Origin of the sequence: Allokutzneria albata, from assembly GCF_900103775.1 — a bacterium.
Classification (GTDB): domain Bacteria; phylum Actinomycetota; class Actinomycetes; order Mycobacteriales; family Pseudonocardiaceae; genus Allokutzneria; species Allokutzneria albata.
Window position 1 is genome coordinate 7,897,205 of record NZ_LT629701.1, and the last position, 17,890, is coordinate 7,915,094.

The window sequence follows — 17,890 nt, forward strand, 5'->3', positions numbered from 1 at the left end:
CGGCCGCCCCTTTCTCGTGCTCGCCTACTTCGCGTACATCGCCTTGATGTCACCGGAGAAGGTTTCCGCGACCACGTTGCGGCGGAGCTTCAGGCTCGGCGTCAGCTCGCCGCCGCCCTCGGTGAAGTCCACCGGCAGGATGCGGAACTTCTTGATCGCCTCCGCGTTGGACACCGCCTGGTTGGCCTCGTCCACCGCCGCCTGGATCTCCGCGACCAGGTCAGGGTCGCCGGACAGCTCCTCGACGGAGGCGCCCGTGGGCTTGCCGTGCTGTTCCTTCCACGCCGGGAAGAACTCGGGGTCGATGGTGATCAGCGCGGCGATGAACGGCTGCTTGTCGCCGACCACCATGCACTGGCTGATCAGCGGGTGCACCCGCAGCCGGTCCTCCAGCACGGCCGGGGAGACGTTCTTGCCGCCCGCGGTGACGATGATCTCCTTCTTCCTGCCGGTGATGCTCAGGAAGCCGTCGCCGTCCAGCTTGCCGAGGTCGCCGCTGTGGAACCAGCCGTCGCGCACCGAGTCGGCGGTGGCGGCCTCGTTGCGCCAGTAGCGCTGGAAGACGATCTCGCCCTTGACCAGGATCTCGCCGTCGTCGGCGATGCGCACCGAGGTGCCGGGCACCGGTCTGCCCACGGTGCCGACCCGGAACGCCTGCTCGGTGTTCACGCAGGCCGCCGCCGAGGTCTCGGTGAGGCCGTAGCCCTCGAAGACCGGGATGCCGACGCCGCGGAAGAAGTGCGCCAGCCGCTCGCCGAGCGGGGCACCGCCGGAGACCGCCGCCACGCAGCGCCCGCCGAGCGCGGCCCGCAGCTTGGTGAAGACCAGCTTGTCGAAGAGCAGGTGCTTGAGCTTGAGCGCGATCCCGGCCCCGCCGCTGTCCCTGGCCTGGCTGAAGGCGACAGCCGTCGCCTCGGCGGCGTCGAAGATCTTGCCCTTGCCCTCGGCGTGCGCCTTCTGCTTGGCGCCGTTGTAGACCTTCTCGAAGACCCTGGGCACGGCGACGACGAAGGTCGGCCGGAACGAGCCGAGGTCGCGGACCAGGTTCTTCACGTCGGCGGTGTGCCCGATGGTCAGCCGCGCGTAGACACCGCAGAGGGTGATCGCGCGGGCGAGCACGTGCGCCAGCGGCAGGAACGCCAGCAGCGAGTTGCCCGGCTGCATCAGCCGCGGGAAGGCGGCGATGTCGGCGCGCACCTCCGCGATGAGGTTGCGGTGGGTCAGCTCGCAGCCCTTGGGGCGGCCGGTGGTGCCGGAGGTGTAGATCAGCGTCGCCAGGTCGTCGGCCTTCACGTCCTTGCGGCTGTCGTGCACCTGCGCGTCGGTGATGTCGGCGCCCAGCGCGGTCAGCTCGTCCACCGCGCCCGCGGCCCCCTCGCTGCCGGGACCGTCGATCTGCCAGACGTGCCGCACCTCGGGCAGCCGGTCGACGACGCTGTCCACGGTGCTGCGGTGCGCGGCGGTCTCCAGGAACACCGCCTTCGCGCCGGAGTCGGACAGGATCCACTCCACCTGGTGCGCCGAGGAGGTCTCGTAGATCGGCACGGTGGCGCAGCCCGCCGCCCAGATGGCGAAGTCGAGCAGGGTCCACTCGTAGCGGGTCTTGGACATCAGGCCGACCCGGTCCCCGGGCTCCAGACCCGCGGCGACCAAGCCCTTCGCCACCGCGAGCACCTGGGCGGCGAAGTCGGCCGCCGTGACGTCGACCCAGGTCCCGTCGACGCGGCGGCGGAAGCTCACCGCGGTGCCGAAGCGCTCGGCATTCGCCCACACCATGTCGGTGAGGTTTTCTTCCTCAGCCACGGTGGCGGTGGCGGGGACGCTGAACTCACGCACGTCATGACCTCCGAGCGACGGGTGTTACTGACCGGTTAACGTAGCGCGCGGTCACGGGCAGACAATAGGCCGTAACCCAGATGTTCTCGTCCGTGGCACGCTGCCGCTATGCCATCGGTCGACGTCCTTGACGAGATCTTCCTCGCCGTGCCGCCCGCCAGTGTGGCGGCCGTCTTCGCCGATCCCCTTGCGTGGCGCCGGTTCTGGCCCGACCTGAGGCTGGAGGTCTACGCCGACCGCGGTGCGGAGGGTCTGCGGTGGACGGTCGGCGGCGCGCTCGTCGGCACGCAGGAGGTCTGGCTGGAGCCGATGCTCGACGGGACCCTGCTGCACTACTTCCTCCGGGCCGACCCGCCGCCAGGCGGCACCGTGCGGCCGGGGGAGGCCCAGCGCAGGCAGCTCGCGGCGAAGCGGGTGGGGTTCGCGCTGAAGGCCCGGCTGGAGGCCGGACGAGCCCCCGGATGTCCGCCCCCGGGCGCAGACTGAGCGCATGCCGAGCACCGTCGAGGAGTACCTGGAGTCGCTGCCCGAGGACCGGCGCGGCATCGTGAGCGAGCTGCGCCGGGTCATCCTGGACAACCTCCCCGAGGGCTACGAGGAGGGCTTCCAGTACGGGATGATCGGCTACTACATCCCGCTGCAGCGCTATCCCGCCACGTACAACAAGCAGGCTTTGAGCTATGTGGCGCTGGCGTCGCAGAAGAACCACCTCTCGCTGTACTTGATGGGCGTGTACGCGAATCCGGGCGGAGAGGTGGAGTTCCGCGACCGGTGGGCGGCGACGGGCAAGAAGCTCGACATGGGCAAGTCGTGCGTCCGGTTCCGCAAGCTGGAGGACCTGCCCCTCGACCTCATCGCGGAGACGGTGGCCGGGGTGTCGGTCGACGACTACATCGCGCGTTACGAGAGCAGCCGCTCACGCTGATCCCCGGCCAGTGCGCTCGGTGACACGTGCGGAATGGGCAGACCACCCGAATGCGCATCGGGAGGTGCCCCAATGCGCCAGCTCGCGTTCGCGCTGCTTGCCACCTTGGCAAATTGTGTCGGATTCGGGGGAAACGGCCTGGCAGCAGTCGGCAGAATCGTTGCGCGCGTCGGTGGACGGGGTGGCCACCTTGCAGGCGCTCGTGGCCAACCGTGAGGTGCGCCTGGAGCCGTGGGCGGCCGAGAAGCTGAAGAAAGCCCCCCAAGATCAGCTCTTCCATGTGAAGGAGTGGATCAAGCGGGCAGACGCACTCGGCAGAGACCTTCCGCTGGGAGCCCATTGGGTAGGTCTGGCGATGGCGGCGAAGTGGGACCGGCGTGCTCGGGGACCGGAGTCGATCCGCGAGCAACTGGTGCACTACGCCCAGGCGCTGAGCGACGCCATCGACGTCGTCGACCAGGCTGCGAGGGTGACACGTGCGGCGGACGAGGGCGGCGCGTCCAGGCTGAGGAGACTGGGGCAGTGAACATGATCAGATCGCTGTTGGCACTCGGGGCGGTGCTGGCGGTGGTTGGGTGCGCGCCCGCAGTCCTACGGGGCACATCGGAGACGGCATCAGTACCGCCCCCGCCACGGGTCCCGGTGCTGAAGCCCGTCGATCCCTGCTTGTTGCTGAAGCCGGACGAGGCGGCGAGCGTTGGTTTGCCAGCGGGCAGGTCGAACAAGCTCGCGGATCTGCGCATCTGCGATTTCGATGGGACGCCCGAGGAAAGGCGTGAACTGACAGGGGCAATCACCCTGGACGAGGGGCCGGGCAAGGGAGCGGACGACCTGAGGCCTCCGCCCGGTGCCATTGAGTCGGCGATCACGAACGAGAACGTCGCCGGGTTCGCGACCACCGTCTTTCCTCAGGATCATCAACATTGCTTGATCCACATCGACATCAACACCGATGAGAACGTGACGGTGCAGACAGCGTTCTGGGGGAAAGGACAGGCGCCGGAGCCGGTGTGTGACGTGGCGCGGAAGATGGTCAAGTTCATCGCGCCGCGTCTGCCCAAGAAGTAGGGGGAGCCATGAGCGGGACCGGGGGGAATTCGCGCAGGCGCTACGAGAAATCCGACTGGCGGGGTGGGCCGTATCGGGAGGACCGCCCGGCCGAATGGTTCGCCTCGGAACCCTGGCGCCGGGACGACATCGCGGCCCAGGAACAGCGGTTGCGCGGCGCGGTGCGGATGGGCGAGGACCGGGCGATGACGCAGACCGGGCACTGGGAGGGCGTGCCGCACCAGAAGATGTGGGATGAGATCCACGACAGGAACAAGCCGGGCGACGTGTTCCTCGACGCCGACCGGTGGACGAAGCTCGGCAACGAGATGGCGGAGCGGTCGGGCGCGATGGCGCGGGCCATTGAGGAGACGGCGAACGGGTGGGTCGGCCGGGGAGGGGACGCCGCGCGCGCCGGTTCGCTCAAGCTCGCGGAGTGGGCGGGTGATGCCGCGATCTCCTTGCAGTACATGGGGAATCGCACCGCCGATCTGGGCGACAGAGCGGAGTGGGCCAAGCACGCCATGCCCAAGCCCGCCGAGCGGACGACCATCGAGGCCACGTTCCTCGACAAGGCCGCAGGGCTGCTGGCGCTGGTCAGTCTGGGCGAACTCAAGTTGAAGTTGGAGCAGGCCAAGGCCGACCTCCTGCACCAGGAGGCCGCCCGGGTTATGCAGGTCAACGAAAACGGCACGCGCGAGGTAGACGCGGGCGAGCCGGTCAAGGCCCTGGCCGCGGCGCGCGGTGAGCACGCGGTGCTCGCGGTGCTGGCGGGGGAGTCGCTTCGGTTGGCCACGATGCCTGCGCGGGAGCTGGCCAGGGCGGCGGTGAGCGTGCTGCCGCCCGGTCCGGCGGGGCGGGGCCAGCCGGTGACCGTGGCCGTGGAGGTGCTCCGCGCTGCAACGAGCCCGGAACGGGGACCCTTGGCCGATGAGGCCGCGGTGCTGAGCGCCAACGGCATGTCCGCCACCCAGGTGCGGACGGTGCAACGGCTCGCGGCGACGAGGTGGCGGGCCGGCCAGTTCAGCGTGACGATCGGCGGGCGGCAGCACCCCGTCGTGCTCGCGTGGTTCGACGCCGACGACGGCCGCTACCTCCAGGTCAGCGAGAACGGGTCGTTGTCGATCATGGCAACGGACGCGGCACGGATCGCGAACCGGCTCGGAGAGCTGCTCTAAAGTCGGTTTCGTGCGAGTCCATGTGGTGTCCGACGTCCACGGTGAGGCCGAAGCACTGGCGAGGGCGGGGGAGGGCGCGGACGCCTTGGTCGTCCTCGGCGATCTGATCGACTTCGTCGACTACCACGACCACTCGAAGGGCATCCTCGGCGCGGTCTTCGGCGCGGAGCGGGTCACCCGGTTCGCGGAGCTGCGGCGGCAGCACGGACGCGAGGCCGGCGCCTACGTCCGCTCCCTGTGGGCCACGCTGGACGATCCCGCCGCGGTGGTCCAGGACGCGGCCAGGGCGCAGTACGCCGAGATGTTCGCGGCGATGACGGCGCCCACGTACGCCATCCCCGGCAATGTAGACCTGCCCGAACTGTGGCCGGAGTTCGCCGGTGACGGGGTGCACCTGGTCGACGACGGCACGGCCGAGATCGGCGGGCTGACGTTCGGGTTCGTCGGCGGGACCTTGATCCCTCCTGGTTTCACGTTGAACCGAGACGCTCCGTGGGTGCCCTACGTGCGCCCGGTCGACGAGTACGCCGAGGCTGTGCGCGCGCTGCCCGCGATGGACGTGCTGTGCAGCCACGTGCCGCCCGCGGTCGCCGAGCTGACCTACGACGTCGTCGCCACGCGGGCGGAGTTCGGCTCGACGGCCCTGCTGGAGGCGATCGCCAAGCACTCGCCGCGCTGGTCGCTGTTCGGGCACGTGCACCAGCCGCTGGCCCAGCGGGTCCGGGTGGGGCGCACGGAGTGCGTGAACGTCGGCCACTTCAAGCGCACCCGTCAGCCGTATGTACTGCGGTGGTAGGCGTACGGGTAACCTGCGCGGCATGGCCGACCAGTCCACTCAGTCCATCGTGATCGACGCCGCCCCCGAGCAGATCATGGCGGTGATCTCGGACTTCGCGAAGTACCCGGAATGGGCCGAGGCGGTGAAGCACACCGAGGTGCTCAGCAGCGACTCCGCCGGGCGCGGCGAGCAGGTCCGGTTCGTCATCGACGCCGGTCCGCTCAAGGACGAGTACGTCCTCGACTACGACTGGGCCGACGACGGCCGCTCGGTGAGCTGGAACCTGGTGAAGGGCCAGATGCAGAAGGCGCAGTCGGGCAGCTACGTGCTCGCGCCCGAGGGCTCCTCGACCAAGGTGACCTACTCGCTGTCGGTCGAGCTGACCATCCCGATGATCGGCCTGTTCCGCCGCAAGGCGGAGAAGATGATCATGGATGTGGCGCTCAAGGAGCTCAAGACCAGGGCCGAGAGCGCGGCCTGAACCGCCGTCACGGACAATCGTCCCTCGTGCGCGTCCTGCTGTTCACCGGTAAGGGCGGCGTGGGCAAGACGACCCTCGCCGCCGCGACCGCCGCTCGCCTCGCCGCAGACGGCCACAAGGCGCTGGTGGTCTCCACCGATCCCGCGCACTCCCTGGCCGACGCGCTCGGCGTGCCGCTGACCGCCGATCCGGCGGAGGCGGGGCCGTCCTGCCTGTACGCGGCGCAGGTCGATGCCCGGTCGCTGGTCGACGGCGCGTGGCGGGAGCTGCGCGAGCACCTGCACACCGTGCTCTCCGGGGCCGGCGTGGACGAGGTGCAGGCCGAGGAACTGACGGTCCTGCCCGGCGTCGAGGAACTGCTGGCGCTCTCGGAGGTGCAGCGGCTCGCGGCCACCGGTCCGTGGGAGACGGTGATCGTGGACTGTGGACCGACTGCGGAGACGCTGCGGCTGCTGGCGCTGCCGGAAGCACTTGCCGGGTATCTGGAACGGCTGTTCCCGACCCACCGCCGGGTGGTGCGCGGGCTGCTCGCCGGTCTGGCCGGAAGCTCCACAGTGGAGCGTTGGGACGCCGCGGCCGACGCGCTGGGCCGACTAGCGGAGCGCCTTGAGTCGCTGCGCGCGATGCTCGTCGACCAGGAGGTCACCAGCGTGCGCCTGGTGCTCACGCCGGAGCGAGTCGTCGCCGCGGAGACCCGCCGCACGCTCACCGCGCTGGCATTGCAGGGCATTCGCGTCGACCGCCTGATCGCGAACCGGCTCCTGCCCGAGGTCGAGCGCGAAGAGGGCGTCGCGGCCGCATGGCTGCGCACCAGGCGCGCTGAGCAGGACGCCGTGCTCTGCGAACTCGGGGGTGACGTGCGCACCCCGCTGGAGACGGTCGGCCATCGCGCCGAGGAACCCATCGGGGTGCCCGCGCTGCTGGAGGTCGCTGCGGAGTTGTACGGCGACGGCGATCCCCTCGGCGGGGCGGGCAGCGCGGAGCTGATCGAGGTCACCGGCGGGGGCAAGGGGCTGGACTCCGAGTACGCGATGCGGCTGCACCTGCCGCTGGCCGCCGACGCGCAACTGGACCTGGCCAGGGTCGATGATGAGCTGGTGATCACCCTCGACGGCCGTCGCAGGCTCGTGGCGCTGCCCGCGGTGCTGTGCCGCTGCGAGATCGTCGGTGCGAGCGCGGACGACGAGGGCATCACGGTGCGGTTCCGGCCCGACCCCCGAGTGTGGATGCGGTGACATGAGCGAGAACCTGAACCAAGAGCTGAGGCAGCTCCTGGACGCCGTCGCCCAGCGCGCGGAACCGTGGCTGCGCAAGATCGCCGTCGAAGATCCGCTCGCGGGATCGGGCAAAGACACTGCGAGCGGGGCCGCAGCTTCTCATCGCGCGAGCTGCACGTGGTGTCCGCTGTGCGCGGCCATTTCCCTGGCGCGCGGTGAGCGGCCCGAGCTGGCCGCGAAGGCCGCCGAGCACCTGAGCGGGCTGCTGTCCGTGCTGCGCGCCTCCATGGAGCCGGAGCAGCCGAAGCCCGAGCCCGCGCCGGAACCCGAGCCGCGTCCCGAACCCGCGCCGCGGGTGCAGAAGATCAGCGTCGACCGGTGTTGACCGTCGGCGTCGACGTCGGCGGTACCAGCGTCCGAGCGGGTGTCGTCGACGTGCACGGATCCATCCTGGACACCGCGGTCGCACCCACCCCGAGCGGGGAGGCGCCGCTGGAGGACGCGATCATCGCGGAGGTCAAGGAACTCGCGTCGCGGCACCAGGTGACAGCGCTCGGGCTGGCGGTCGCGGGGTTCGTCACCGCCGACCGCAGGGGAGTGCGCTTCGCCCCGCATCTGGCCTGGCGCAACGCGGACGTGGCCGAACGGATCTCCGGTCGCCTCGGGATGCCGGTGGTGCTGGAGCACGACGCCAACGCGGCGGCGCTCGCCGAGTACCGCTTCGGTGCCGCCCGCGGGACGCGGGTCGCCGCCCTGGTCGCGCTGGGCACGGGCATCGGCGGCGCGCTGCTGATCGACGGCGAGATCTTCCGCGGGGGCTACGGCGTCGCCCCGGAGCTGGGGCACCTGCGCGTGGTGCCGGACGGGCGGCCCTGCCCGTGCGGGAAGCGCGGTTGCTGGGAGCGCTATTGCAGCGGCACCGCCCTCGCCGCGACGGCGGTGGAGATGCTGGCCCGTGATCCGGGCTGCTCCACGCTGCTGGCGCGGGAGGCCGCGGGCGACATGCGGGCGGTGACCGGACGGAAGGTCGCGGGTGCCGCGTTGGACGGAGATCCGTTGGCGCAGCGGGCGATGGACGAGCTGGCCCGGTGGCTCGGGCAGGGCCTGGCGCTGGTCGCGGACGTCTACGACCCCGAGGTCATCGTGATCGGTGGCGGGGTCTCGCAGTCGGCGCCGCTGTTCCTCGACGACGCCAGGGAGCACTACGCGTCGCTGGTGACGGGGGCCGGTCATCGGCCGTTGGCGCGCATCCGCACGGCTCAGCTGGGCGATGACGCCGGGATCGTGGGGGCCGCCTCGCTCGCGGCCGACATGGCAGGGCGGCGGCTGAACACCCGCTGAAGGGGAGGCTGAACACCTGCTGAAGGGGAGGACGCGGCCGGCGACGCTGCCGACAGCGCTTGCTCGTCGTGCTCTTCCCGGAAGGTCCTAGCGGTTGCGACGGCGGAGCAACCGGCGACGGGGCTTCACGGAGTGGTGCGTGCGCCGCTCGGACCGCTGTTCGGCGGCCTGAGTCAGCGCACGCACGAGCACGAAGGCCTGCAACTGATCCATGAGTCACTCCCTTCGGTGCGCGGGGTCCCGGGGTTGTGCCCCGGTGCCCGCGACCACGTTACGGCAGCACTGAATCGTTGTTACAAGCGGAAAATCGCTTTCGTGCTCGATCTCACCGAGTTAGCTGAGCGGAGGTGATCCGGCTCTCAGCCCGACGGCGGATTCAGCGTGTGGTCTAGACCACTCTGCGTGATGGTCTAGACCTGTGCACCATCGTCCCAGCCGGAGTCCGGCGGGGGTCCCTTGCGCATCCGCAGCACCAGCCAGCCGATGCCGCAGCTGATCGCCAGCAGGGCGAGCGGGGTGCCCGTGCTCGCGGCGAGGCCGAGCACGTTGGGCGCGATCAACAGCAGCGCGCCGAGGCAGAACAGGGCGAGCGCGCCGAGTGTCGCCGGGCGCAGCGGGGGCAGCGGCGGCGGGTCCGGCGGGACGAAGTGGTCGCCCGGGTGAGCGCCGGGCTCCGGCTCGGGCTCGGGCGCGTCGGCCTTCTCCGCCTGCTTCTCGGCCTTGCGCTCCTCCCGCTCGCCGTCCGGCCAGTCGCCGGAGACCCCCTCCCGCTGCAGGCCGGCCACGATCGCGGCGAACGCGGCGTCGACGTCCTCGGGACCGCCGGTCTCCTCGGCCTTCTTGCTCAAGCAGCCTCACCCACTCTGGCCTCGTGCACGCGGCGGGCGAACTCCACGCTCGCCGCGAAGATCGTCGGTGCGTCGTTGTCGAGGGTGGCGACGTGGAAGCTGTCCGCGAGCACCACCTCGGTCTTGTCCTCGCTGGCCACCCCGTCCAGCACGATCCGCGAGCTGACCGGCTCGACGACGTGGTCGACGGCGGAGCGCAACAGCAGCAGCGGCTGGCGCACCCGGCCGAGGTCGGCCCGCACCACGCCCCAGAGCTGCTGGAGGCTGGCCGCCGCGCGCAGCGGGGTCCGGTCGTAGGCGAGCTCACGCACACCGGGCTTGGCGATGTCGTTGGCGACGCCGGGGATCGACGGCACCACCTTGGCCAGCAGCGGCAGCAGCCGCGCGCCGCGCTTGAGGGTGGTGACCGACGGGTTGACCAGGACCAGCCCGGCCACCTCCGGACCGTGCCGCTGCGCCAGCCGCAGCGCCAGCGCCCCGCCCATCGACTGGCCGAAGACGAAGGTGGAGCGGCAGCGCGCGGACAGCAGCCCGAAGCCGGTGTCCACCCGGTCGTACCAGTGCTGCCAGCGGGTGCGGTTCATGTCCTGCCACCGCGTCCCGTGCCCCGGCAGCAGCGGGCAGCGCACCGAGAACCCCTCGGCGGCCAGGTGCTCCGCCCACGGCCGCATGCTCTGCGGCGTTCCGGTGAAACCGTGGCAGAGCAGCACGCCGATGTCGTCGGAGCCCTCGTGGGCGAAGGGTTCCGCACCGGTGAGCACGGGCACGCCGACCTCCCTGTCGATCGCCAAGGTCAGAGGCGATTCGCCGTCCTCCATAGTCCCACGCGACACCGACGGTGCGGCAGATCTCATCGAGTAGGGCACTGTGGTTGGGTGTTCCGCGTTGTGTTCGGTAAGGAACGCTCCGTAGGCTGGCGCGTCAGGCTGAGGGCAGGGAGGAGGCGGTCTTCGCAGTGCTCTACTGGCTGATGAAGTACGTCTTTCTGGGACCGCTGCTGCGGTTGTTCTTCCGGCCGACCATCGAGGGGTTGGAGAACGTGCCGCGCAAGGGCGGCGCGATTCTCGCGAGCAACCACCTCGCGGTCGCCGACTCGTTCTTCCTGCCGCTGATGGTCCCGCGCCGGGTGACCTTCCTGGCGAAGCGCGAGTACTTCACCGGCAAGGGGATCAAGGGCCGGTTCAAGAAGGCCTTCTTCAGCGGGGTCGGCCAGGTGCCGATCGACCGGGCCAGCGCCGCGGCGGCGCAGGACGCGCTGGACACCGGCGTGCGGCTGCTGCGCGAGGGCCACCTGCTCGGCATCTACCCCGAGGGCACGCGTTCCCCGGACGGGCGCCTCTACAAGGGCAAGATCGGCGTGGCCCGGATGGCCATGGAGGCCGGGGTCCCGGTCATCCCGGTGGTCATGGTCGGCACCGACAAGGCCAACCCGATCGGGTCGAAGATGTGGCGCCCGCACCGCATCCGCATCGTGATCGGCGAGCCGCTGGACTTCAGCCGCTACGACGGCCTCGGCGGCGACCGCTTCGTCGAGCGCTCGGTCACCGACGAGATCATGTACGCGCTGATGGAGATGTCCGGCCAGGAGTACGTCGACGTCTACGCCGCCAAGGTCAAGGACGCCGTCCCGCCGCGCCGGCGCCGGCCGGAGGCGGCCGACCGGGTGCCGGGGACCAAGGCGGGCTGAGCGAACTCTAGAGTTGCCCCGGTGCGGTTCTTCTACGATACGGAGTTCATCGAGGACGGCGTGACCATCGACCTGGTGTCGATCGGTGTCGTCGACGAGACCGGCCGCGAGTTCTACGCGGTGTCCACGGAGTTCGACCCGGACCGGGCCGGGCTGTGGGTGCGGCAGAACGTCCTCGACAAGCTCCCGCCGCCGTCCGACCCGGCGTGGCGCAGCCGCAAGCAGATCCGCGACGACCTCCTGGACTTCCTCAACGCGCCCGGTGAGGACATCGAGCTGTGGGCGTGGTTCGCCGCGTACGACCACGTCGCGCTCGCGCAGCTGTGGGGCGCGATGCCCGCGCTGCCCAGGGAGATCCCGCGCTACACCAAGGACCTCCGGCAGCGCTGGGAGGACCTCAAGCGCCCCCGGCTCACCCCACCGCCCGCCGACGCGCACTCCGCGCTGGCCGACGCCCGGCATAACCTGGTCCGCTGGAAGATCATGGAACCGCTCTGGCGACGGGGCTGAACCCGGCAACTGGGACCCGCCTTGCTGCACCGATCCAGCTACTGACAGGCTGAGCGCGACGACGGTCACACTCTGCGCGCATCCGGCGCAGCGAGGAGGCGATGAAAATGCGCATCGGCGTGCTCACTGGTGGCGGGGACTGCCCCGGCCTCAACGCGGTCATCCGCGCGGTCGTCCGCAAGGGCGTCGAGGTCTACGGCCACGAGTTCGTCGGCTTCCGCAACGGCTGGAAGGGCCCGATCGAGGGGCACACCCGCCCGCTCGGGCTCGACCAGGTCGAGGACATCCTGACCAGGGGCGGCACCATCCTGGGGTCCTCCCGCACCAACCCGTACAAGGTCGACGGCGGCGTCGAGGCGATCCGCAGGACCCTGGCCGAGCAGCAGGTCGACGCGCTGATCGCGATCGGCGGCGAGGACACCCTCGGGGTGGCCAAGAAGCTCACCGACGACGGCATCGGCGTTGTCGGCGTGCCGAAGACGATCGACAACGACCTCGGCGCGACGGACTACACCTTCGGCTTCGACACCGCGGTGCACATCGCGACCGAGTCCATCGACCGGCTGCGCACCACCGCCGAGTCCCACCACCGCGCGCTGGTCGTCGAGGTCATGGGCAGGCACGCGGGCTGGATCGCGCTGCACTCCGGCCTCGCGGGCGGCGCGAACGTGATCCTGGTGCCGGAGAAGAAGTTCAGCGTCGACAAGGTCGTTGAGTGGGTGCAGCGCCGCTTCGAGCGCGAGTACGCCCCGATCATCGTCGTCGCCGAGGGCGCCATGCCGGAGGACGGGGCCGAGGTCCTGGTCAGCGGCGAGAAGGACGCGTTCGGCCACGTCCGGCTCGGCGGCATCGGCACCTGGCTGGCCGACGAGATCGCGGCGCGCACCGGCAAGGAGTCCCGCGCCGTCGTGCTCGGCCACACCCAGCGCGGTGGCACCCCGACCGCCTACGACCGCGTCCTGGCCACGCGCTTCGGCCTGCACGCGGTGGACGCGGTCAACGACGGCGACTTCGGCGTGATGGTCGCGCTGCGCGGCACGGACATCGTCCGCGTGAAGCTGTCCGAGGCGACCGCCGAGCTGAAGACCGTCCCGGCGGAGCGCTACGCCGAGGCCGAGGTCTTCTTCGGCTGATCTCCCCGTGGTCCCGCCCCTCCGGCCGCGGAGGGGCGGGACGCACCTGCTCAGCCGGTCGGGGTGTAGCGGTAGATCAGGACGCGGGTCAGGGCGTCCTCCTCGCGGAAGACCACGTGCTCCCCGTTGGGCAGCACGGCCGCGGTGATGCCGGTGACGGCCACGTCCAGCCAGCCCGCGCGGCGCCCGACCTCGGGACCGGCGGAGAGGGAACCGCGGTAGGTGAGGGTGTCCGCGCTGTAGGTCCGCACGCGGCCCTCCGGCTCGCCCTCGGCCGGAGCGGAGTCCGCGACGTAGACCCGGTTCCCGGCCACCGCGAGGCCGAGCGGTGCACAGGGGTCGATCTTCCAGTCGGGGTACCAGCACCGCTTGTAGTTCATGTCGATCGACCGGCTCAGCTTCCGCTGCGGCGTGCTGAAGTCGTCGTACTTCGCGAGGATGTAGCGCGGCGATGCGGTGGGCCCGGCGGGCTCTCCCCGATAGCCGTACAGGTACATCGTGTCGGTCGCGTCGACGTACTGGACCATGAGGATCTTGTCCATCGGCGCGTCGGCCAACAGGATGTTCTCCGCGCTGCCGTACTGCGGGTTGTGCGCGGCGTCGAAGGACTTCAGCGGGAAGTGGTGCACGTACTTGGGGTTGACACCGGTGCCCCAGACCCCGCCCTTCAAGTCGATCGACTGGGCGTAGGAGATCCAGTCCCGCTCGTGGGCCATGTTGGTGATCTCACCGGGGTTGATGCGGCAGTCGGCGTTGGAGTCGACCCACTTCTGCCGGAGCCCGGGAGTTGCCGGGGTGCCGTCCGGCCACGGCTTGGCACCCTCGGAGAACAACACGGACGGCCGCACGTCATCGCCCTCGAACCGGTAGATTCCCAGGTTCGTGTACGCCTGGCCCTGCGGCCGGACGAACAGGTACTTGCGCTCCACCCCGGTTGAGTCCTTCAGGTACCGCACCGCGACCGCCTGGGTCTGCGTGGTCGCGCCGGTGGTGGGATGCGGGCTCCGGCCGTCGTGCGGGCAGGTCGCGCGGTTCACGGTCAGCTGCGTGCGGTTCGGCAACCACTCCTGGCCGGGCTGGGTGGCCGCGTAGTTCAGCGAGTACTTGTTGAAAGCCGTGTACACCTGTGACGGGTCGCGCGGGTCCGGCACCCCGGCGTCCAGGAACACGTGGTTGACGACCTTGCTGTCCAGCACGCGATTGACGTTGAAGCGGCGGATGTCCAGCCAGCCGTAGGTGCCGCGCCCGTTGGCCGCCACGGTGATGTTGCCCGCCTGGTCGATCCCGACACCGGTCAGGTTGTCGAAGCGGTCGTCGCCGTAGATTCCCTTGTGCGCCAACACTCCGCCCGGCTGACCCAGCTTCCCGATCAGCTGGTTGGTCTCGGAGTGGATCCGAACCTGTTGTGCCGCAACGTGGTTGTCGGCGATCAGGAGGCGGTTCGCGTTCGCGGCCAGCGCCACCGGCGTCGCGCCCACGTCGGCGATGGTGGCCCCCGCGGTCACCGCGCCGCTCGGCTGCACCTTCCACTCCCGCACCTCGCGCTTGCCGGATGCGTTGTCGGACAAGGCGAACAGGCTGTTCGTGGCGTGCCGGAAGGTCAACGCGCCCGGGTTGCGCGCGGGGTGCTTCGCGACGAGCGCCATCTTCTCGCGCTCGTAGACGTAGATCAGGTTCTCCGACGGGCGGGCCACGAAGACGAACCCGAGCCCCGCCGCCAGCCCGCCGGGCACCCCGGTGAGGTTGCGCCCGGCCGTCCAGCCCGACGCGACCGGGTCGCCGCCGGGGAAGTCCGCCATTGGGATCGTGTCGCCGTACCAAGGGTTCTTGTGCGGAGTCATGCCGCGCTGGAACCGGGTCAGCACCTGGCCGAGGTTCTTCAGGCTGCCGTCCGGCAATCGTTCGCCCCAGCGGGTGTGGTCGGCGTAGAAGTACTTCTCGTCCCCGGTGACGACAGTTCCGCCGGAGCCCTGCGGGTAGAGCTGGGCGACCGGCCGCGCGATGGCCCCGTCACCGAAGCGGTAGACGCCCTTCTCCCGCGAGTACTCGTCGTAGACGGAGTTGGTGTACGCCAGGCCATCCGTGGCCTGAGGGTCGACGAAGAGCCCCGCGACCCTTACCTGCACCCATTTTCTGCCGTAGCCGGGCCACTTCTGGTCCGTCGGGTGGATGTACGCGGCGTCCTCGGCGGACAGGGTTTCCGCGAGCCACGACGTGCGGTGCGACAGCGGGGGCTCGGCCGCCGCTGTCGCACCGGGCACGACGAGCATCGCCGCCAGCAACAGACGTTTCCACATGGCCGAGAGTCTCGGAGCCCGCGGCCGCGCGGAGAAGCGTTTGCTCCTTGTGCTGCCTCTTAGGGCTGCACGGGGATGAGTTCGTCGCGGGAGATCGCCAGCATCTCCTCGCGCGAGACCACCTTGATCCGCTCCCGCCCGCGCTCGTCGCCGAGCCGCAGCTCGTGCACGTCCAGCCGGTTCCAGCCTTCGTGCGTGGTGTAGCGGATGTCCCTGCGCTCCAGCAGGTCCAGGATCGCGGCCGGGTCCGGTTCGGTGGCCTCGCGCAGCGTCGGCAGGTCGGAGAGCAGGCTGCCGACCGTCTCCAGCGCGTCGCCCTTGGTGTGCCCGATCAACCCCACCGGGCCGCGCTTGATCCAGCCGGTGACGTAGCAACCGGGCACCTGCTGGCCGTCCTGCCCGAGGACCCGGCCCGCGTCGTGCGGCACCGTGCCGGAGGAGTGGTCGAACGGCAGATCCGCCAGGTGCGAGCCCAGGTAGCCGACCGCGCGGTACACCGCCTGCACGTCCCAGTCGTGGAACACGCCCGTGCCGCGCGCGCCGCCGTTGCCGTCCAGCTCCATCCGCTCGGTGCGCAGCCCCGTCACTCCGCCCTCGCCCAGCACTTCAACCGGCCGGTGCAGGAAGTGCAGGTGCAGTCGCCGCGGACGGTTCCCGGGATCGCGGATCGCCCAGTCCTGCAAGGTCTTCACGACCTGGCGCACCTGGTTGCTGGAGTGGATCGCGGTCATGCTGCCGTCGTCGAACTCGATGTCCTCCGGGTACACCAGCACCTCGACGCTGGGCGAGTGGTCCAGCTCGCGCAGCTCCAGCGGCGTGAACTTCGCCTGCGCCGGTCCACGCCTGCCGAAGACGTGCACGTCGGTGACCTGACTGGCGGCGAGGCCGCGGTAGACGTTGTCGGGGATCTCCGTGGACAGCAGCTCGTCGGCGGGCTTGGCGAGGATGCGCGCGACGTCCAGCGCCACGTTGCCGACGCCGAGCACCGCGACGCTGCGCGCGGTCAACGGCCACTCGCGCGGCACGTCCGGGTGGCCGTCGTACCAGGACACGAAGTCCGCGGCGCCGTAGCTGCCGGGCAGGCGGATGCCCGGGATCTCCAGGTCCCTGTCCTTGGACGCGCCCGTGGAGAAGATGACCGCGTCGTAGTGCCTGCGCAGGTCCTCCAACGTGATGTCCAGCCCGTAGTGCACGTTGCCCAGCAGGCGGATCTGCGGCTTCTCCAGCACCCGCTGCAACGCGTGCACGATCTGCTTGATCCGTGGGTGGTCCGGTGCGACCCCGTACCTGATCAGGCCGTAGGGCGCGGGCAGCCGCTCGAACAGGTCGATGCTGACCGGGGTGTCGGAGAAAATGCTTGACCCTGCAAGCAGATCTTCGGACTTCGTCAGGATGTCGGCCGCGTAGATACCGGCCGGACCGGCACCCACGACAGCGACCCGCAGCGGACGGCGCTTGTGCACACTCACGTACCCAAGGTTAGCCTTGCCTAAGTACTACGGACGTGTGTGTCTGCTCATAGCGCCCCGATGTCGAGGTAGGCGGCGAACGTGCCGAGCCAGTGGTCGGCGGCGTAGCCGTAGCCGAACACGTAGCGCCAGCCGTCCTCCGCGTGCGTCCGCGCCGAGTCCTCCGCGATCGCGCGGTAGGGGTGCCCGGCAGGCAAAGCGGCGGCCAGCGAGCGCCACGCGGCGGCCCTGGACAGCATCAGGCCGGAGATGTGCGAGCCGTGCGGATCGGACGGGTCGTCCACCGGCACCGGCTCGCGCAGCACGCTCCACCGCGGCGCTTCGAGGTCGGGGAGGAAAGCGGACAGCCAGTCCAGGAACGCGGGAGCGGGCAGTACCCGTCGCATCACGTCGATCTCGGTCAGCGCGGGGGAGAGGAAGTCCGACGCGTTCGGCTCGAAGCCGCCGTAGCCCGCGTCCGAGCCGTACCAACGCAATACCGCCGCCGTGGTCGTGTCGACGAGTTCGGTGTCCCCGACTGCCTGCGCGGAGTCCAGCACCAGGCCCGCGGCGAACGCGGTGTTGGAGTGCACGCCGCTGCGCACCGGCCACCTTGCCTTAGCCGTCCACTCCAGCCACCGCGTGCGCAGGACTTCCGTCAGCGGGCGCAACGCGTCGGCCCATGTCCCCGCGCGCTCACCGCCGAGCTGCGAAGCCCACAGCCGCAGTTCGGCGTCCAGCACGAACAGCCACGCCCAGCCGTAGGGGCGCTCCCAGTACCCACCGTGCGGCCCGCGGAAGAACTCCGCCTCCGTCTCGCAGCCCTCGACGGTCAGCAGGGTGTCGAGCACGTCGGCCGCCCGCACCGCCTCGGCCAAGGTCGGTCGCGTCCGCAGCAGCCGCACGATCAACCACGTCTGGTGCACGCACGAGTGCCAGTCGTAGCTCCGGGCGAACACCGGGTGCACCACGCTCTGCGGGACCAGCTCCTCGTCGGAGGAGATCAGGTGCGTCCAGTGCACCGGGTGGTCGCGCAGCACGTTCTCCAGCGCCACCGAGAGCAGCCTGGCGGCGGTGTCGTCGTCCAGTCGGGAGGCCATGGACAGCCATCCTGCCTCCCTCCGCGCACCGCCACAGCGCCCGATCGGCCGCACGCGAACGCCT

At 70.4% G+C, this 17,890-nt stretch carries 20 protein-coding genes; 13 read left to right on the top strand and 7 right to left on the bottom strand.

Annotated features, from left to right (window positions below; translation table 11 throughout):
- Window positions 1–24: 24 nt before the first annotated feature.
- Window positions 25–1,836 carry an AMP-dependent synthetase/ligase gene (locus BLT28_RS36215; RefSeq protein WP_030428681.1) on the bottom strand — a complete coding sequence of 604 codons (1,812 nt, stop codon included), beginning with the start codon at window positions 1,834–1,836 and terminating at the stop codon, window positions 25–27.
- Between the two features lie 108 nt (window positions 1,837–1,944).
- On the opposite strand from BLT28_RS36215, the gene BLT28_RS36220 reads away from it, so the two are divergent.
- The 10 genes from BLT28_RS36220 (at window position 1,945) to BLT28_RS36265 (ending at window position 8,803) form a co-directional block, all read left to right on the top strand.
- Entirely contained in the window at window positions 1,945–2,322 is a 378-nt protein-coding gene (locus BLT28_RS36220; protein ID WP_030428680.1) for a hypothetical protein, read from the top strand.
- Between the two features lie 4 nt (window positions 2,323–2,326).
- On the top strand, window positions 2,327–2,761 hold the full coding sequence (locus tag BLT28_RS36225; protein WP_030428679.1) for an iron chaperone: 435 nt from the start codon (window positions 2,327–2,329) through the stop codon (window positions 2,759–2,761).
- A gap of 181 nt (window positions 2,762–2,942) precedes the next feature.
- Window positions 2,943–3,287 (top strand): hypothetical protein, encoded by a 345-nt coding sequence (locus BLT28_RS36230; protein WP_052407118.1) that lies wholly within the window; start codon window positions 2,943–2,945, stop codon window positions 3,285–3,287.
- Between the two features lie 2 nt (window positions 3,288–3,289).
- Window positions 3,290–3,829 carry a DUF3558 family protein gene (locus BLT28_RS36235; RefSeq protein ID WP_081900174.1) on the top strand — a complete coding sequence of 180 codons (540 nt, stop codon included), beginning with the start codon at window positions 3,290–3,292 and terminating at the stop codon, window positions 3,827–3,829.
- A gap of 8 nt (window positions 3,830–3,837) precedes the next feature.
- Window positions 3,838–4,986: an ESX secretion-associated protein EspG gene (locus tag BLT28_RS36240; RefSeq protein ID WP_030428676.1), complete on the top strand. Its 1,149-nt coding sequence runs from the start codon at window positions 3,838–3,840 to the stop codon at window positions 4,984–4,986.
- A gap of 10 nt (window positions 4,987–4,996) precedes the next feature.
- On the top strand, window positions 4,997–5,782 hold the full coding sequence (locus tag BLT28_RS36245; protein ID WP_030428675.1) for a metallophosphoesterase family protein: 786 nt from the start codon (window positions 4,997–4,999) through the stop codon (window positions 5,780–5,782).
- Window positions 5,783–5,804: 22 nt separating this feature from the next.
- Window positions 5,805–6,245 (top strand): SRPBCC family protein, encoded by a 441-nt coding sequence (locus tag BLT28_RS36250; protein WP_030428674.1) that lies wholly within the window; start codon window positions 5,805–5,807, stop codon window positions 6,243–6,245.
- A gap of 26 nt (window positions 6,246–6,271) precedes the next feature.
- Window positions 6,272–7,480 carry an ArsA family ATPase gene (locus BLT28_RS36255; RefSeq protein WP_030428673.1) on the top strand — a complete coding sequence of 403 codons (1,209 nt, stop codon included), beginning with the start codon at window positions 6,272–6,274 and terminating at the stop codon, window positions 7,478–7,480.
- A 1-nt stretch (window position 7,481) separates the two neighbouring features.
- Entirely contained in the window at window positions 7,482–7,847 is a 366-nt protein-coding gene (locus BLT28_RS36260; protein ID WP_030428672.1) for a hypothetical protein, read from the top strand.
- The gene (locus BLT28_RS36265; protein ID WP_030428671.1) at window positions 7,841–8,803 is read left to right on the top strand and encodes an ROK family protein; all 963 of its coding nucleotides are present in this window, start codon (window positions 7,841–7,843) and stop codon (window positions 8,801–8,803) included. The genes BLT28_RS36260 and BLT28_RS36265 overlap by 7 nt, the downstream gene beginning before the upstream one ends.
- An 87-nt stretch (window positions 8,804–8,890) precedes the next feature.
- On the opposite strand, the gene BLT28_RS42665 is transcribed toward BLT28_RS36265, so the two are convergent.
- The 3 genes from BLT28_RS42665 to BLT28_RS36275 form a co-directional block, all read right to left on the bottom strand.
- Entirely contained in the window at window positions 8,891–9,016 is a 126-nt protein-coding gene (locus BLT28_RS42665) for a hypothetical protein (RefSeq protein WP_269459617.1), read from the bottom strand.
- A gap of 197 nt (window positions 9,017–9,213) precedes the next feature.
- A complete protein-coding gene (locus BLT28_RS36270) occupies window positions 9,214–9,651 on the bottom strand; it encodes a hypothetical protein (protein ID WP_030428670.1) in 438 nt (145 codons plus the stop codon).
- The gene (locus tag BLT28_RS36275) at window positions 9,648–10,418 is read right to left on the bottom strand and encodes an alpha/beta hydrolase (protein WP_030428669.1); all 771 of its coding nucleotides are present in this window, start codon (window positions 10,416–10,418) and stop codon (window positions 9,648–9,650) included. Before BLT28_RS36275 ends, BLT28_RS36270 begins: the two co-directional genes overlap by 4 nt.
- 188 nt (window positions 10,419–10,606) lie before the next feature.
- On the opposite strand from BLT28_RS36275, the gene BLT28_RS36280 reads away from it, so the two are divergent.
- The 3 genes from BLT28_RS36280 to BLT28_RS36290 all read left to right on the top strand — a co-directional run bounded on the left by BLT28_RS36280 (window position 10,607) and on the right by BLT28_RS36290 (window position 12,981).
- Window positions 10,607–11,338: a lysophospholipid acyltransferase family protein gene (locus tag BLT28_RS36280; RefSeq protein ID WP_030428668.1), complete on the top strand. Its 732-nt coding sequence runs from the start codon at window positions 10,607–10,609 to the stop codon at window positions 11,336–11,338.
- Window positions 11,339–11,359: 21 nt separating this feature from the next.
- Window positions 11,360–11,848 carry a polyadenylate-specific 3'-exoribonuclease AS gene (locus BLT28_RS36285; RefSeq protein ID WP_030428667.1) on the top strand — a complete coding sequence of 163 codons (489 nt, stop codon included), beginning with the start codon at window positions 11,360–11,362 and terminating at the stop codon, window positions 11,846–11,848.
- A 107-nt stretch (window positions 11,849–11,955) separates the two neighbouring features.
- Entirely contained in the window at window positions 11,956–12,981 is a 1,026-nt protein-coding gene (locus BLT28_RS36290) for a 6-phosphofructokinase (RefSeq protein WP_030428666.1), read from the top strand.
- Between the two features lie 50 nt (window positions 12,982–13,031).
- Here the strand turns inward: BLT28_RS36290 and BLT28_RS36295 are convergent, their stop codons facing one another.
- From BLT28_RS36295 to BLT28_RS36305, 3 genes are all read right to left on the bottom strand, one after another.
- On the bottom strand, window positions 13,032–15,278 hold the full coding sequence (locus BLT28_RS36295) for an NHL repeat-containing protein (RefSeq protein WP_083383819.1): 2,247 nt from the start codon (window positions 15,276–15,278) through the stop codon (window positions 13,032–13,034).
- A 59-nt stretch (window positions 15,279–15,337) separates the two neighbouring features.
- The gene (locus tag BLT28_RS36300) at window positions 15,338–16,708 is read right to left on the bottom strand and encodes a ferredoxin--NADP reductase domain-containing protein (RefSeq protein WP_030428664.1); all 1,371 of its coding nucleotides are present in this window, start codon (window positions 16,706–16,708) and stop codon (window positions 15,338–15,340) included.
- Between the two features lie 86 nt (window positions 16,709–16,794).
- On the bottom strand, window positions 16,795–17,826 hold the full coding sequence (locus tag BLT28_RS36305) for a DUF2891 domain-containing protein (RefSeq protein WP_030428663.1): 1,032 nt from the start codon (window positions 17,824–17,826) through the stop codon (window positions 16,795–16,797).
- Window positions 17,827–17,890 lie beyond the last annotated feature (64 nt).

Bases quoted from the DNA above. Each gene is read 5' to 3' on its own strand.
- BLT28_RS36240 (WP_030428676.1), top strand. From the start codon at position 3,838: ATGAGCGGGACCGGGGGGAATTCGCGCAGGCGCTACGAGAAATCCGAC.
- BLT28_RS36260 (WP_030428672.1), top strand. From the start codon at position 7,482: ATGAGCGAGAACCTGAACCAAGAGCTGAGGCAGCTCCTGGACGCCGTC.
- BLT28_RS42665 (WP_269459617.1), bottom strand. From the start codon at position 9,016: ATGGATCAGTTGCAGGCCTTCGTGCTCGTGCGTGCGCTGACTCAGGCC.
- BLT28_RS36220 (WP_030428680.1), top strand. From the start codon at position 1,945: ATGCCATCGGTCGACGTCCTTGACGAGATCTTCCTCGCCGTGCCGCCC.
- BLT28_RS36290 (WP_030428666.1), top strand. From the start codon at position 11,956: ATGCGCATCGGCGTGCTCACTGGTGGCGGGGACTGCCCCGGCCTCAAC.
- BLT28_RS36295 (WP_083383819.1), bottom strand. From the start codon at position 15,278: ATGTGGAAACGTCTGTTGCTGGCGGCGATGCTCGTCGTGCCCGGTGCG.
- BLT28_RS36235 (WP_081900174.1), top strand. From the start codon at position 3,290: ATGATCAGATCGCTGTTGGCACTCGGGGCGGTGCTGGCGGTGGTTGGG.
- BLT28_RS36250 (WP_030428674.1), top strand. From the start codon at position 5,805: ATGGCCGACCAGTCCACTCAGTCCATCGTGATCGACGCCGCCCCCGAG.
- BLT28_RS36225 (WP_030428679.1), top strand. From the start codon at position 2,327: ATGCCGAGCACCGTCGAGGAGTACCTGGAGTCGCTGCCCGAGGACCGG.
- BLT28_RS36305 (WP_030428663.1), bottom strand. From the start codon at position 17,826: ATGGCCTCCCGACTGGACGACGACACCGCCGCCAGGCTGCTCTCGGTG.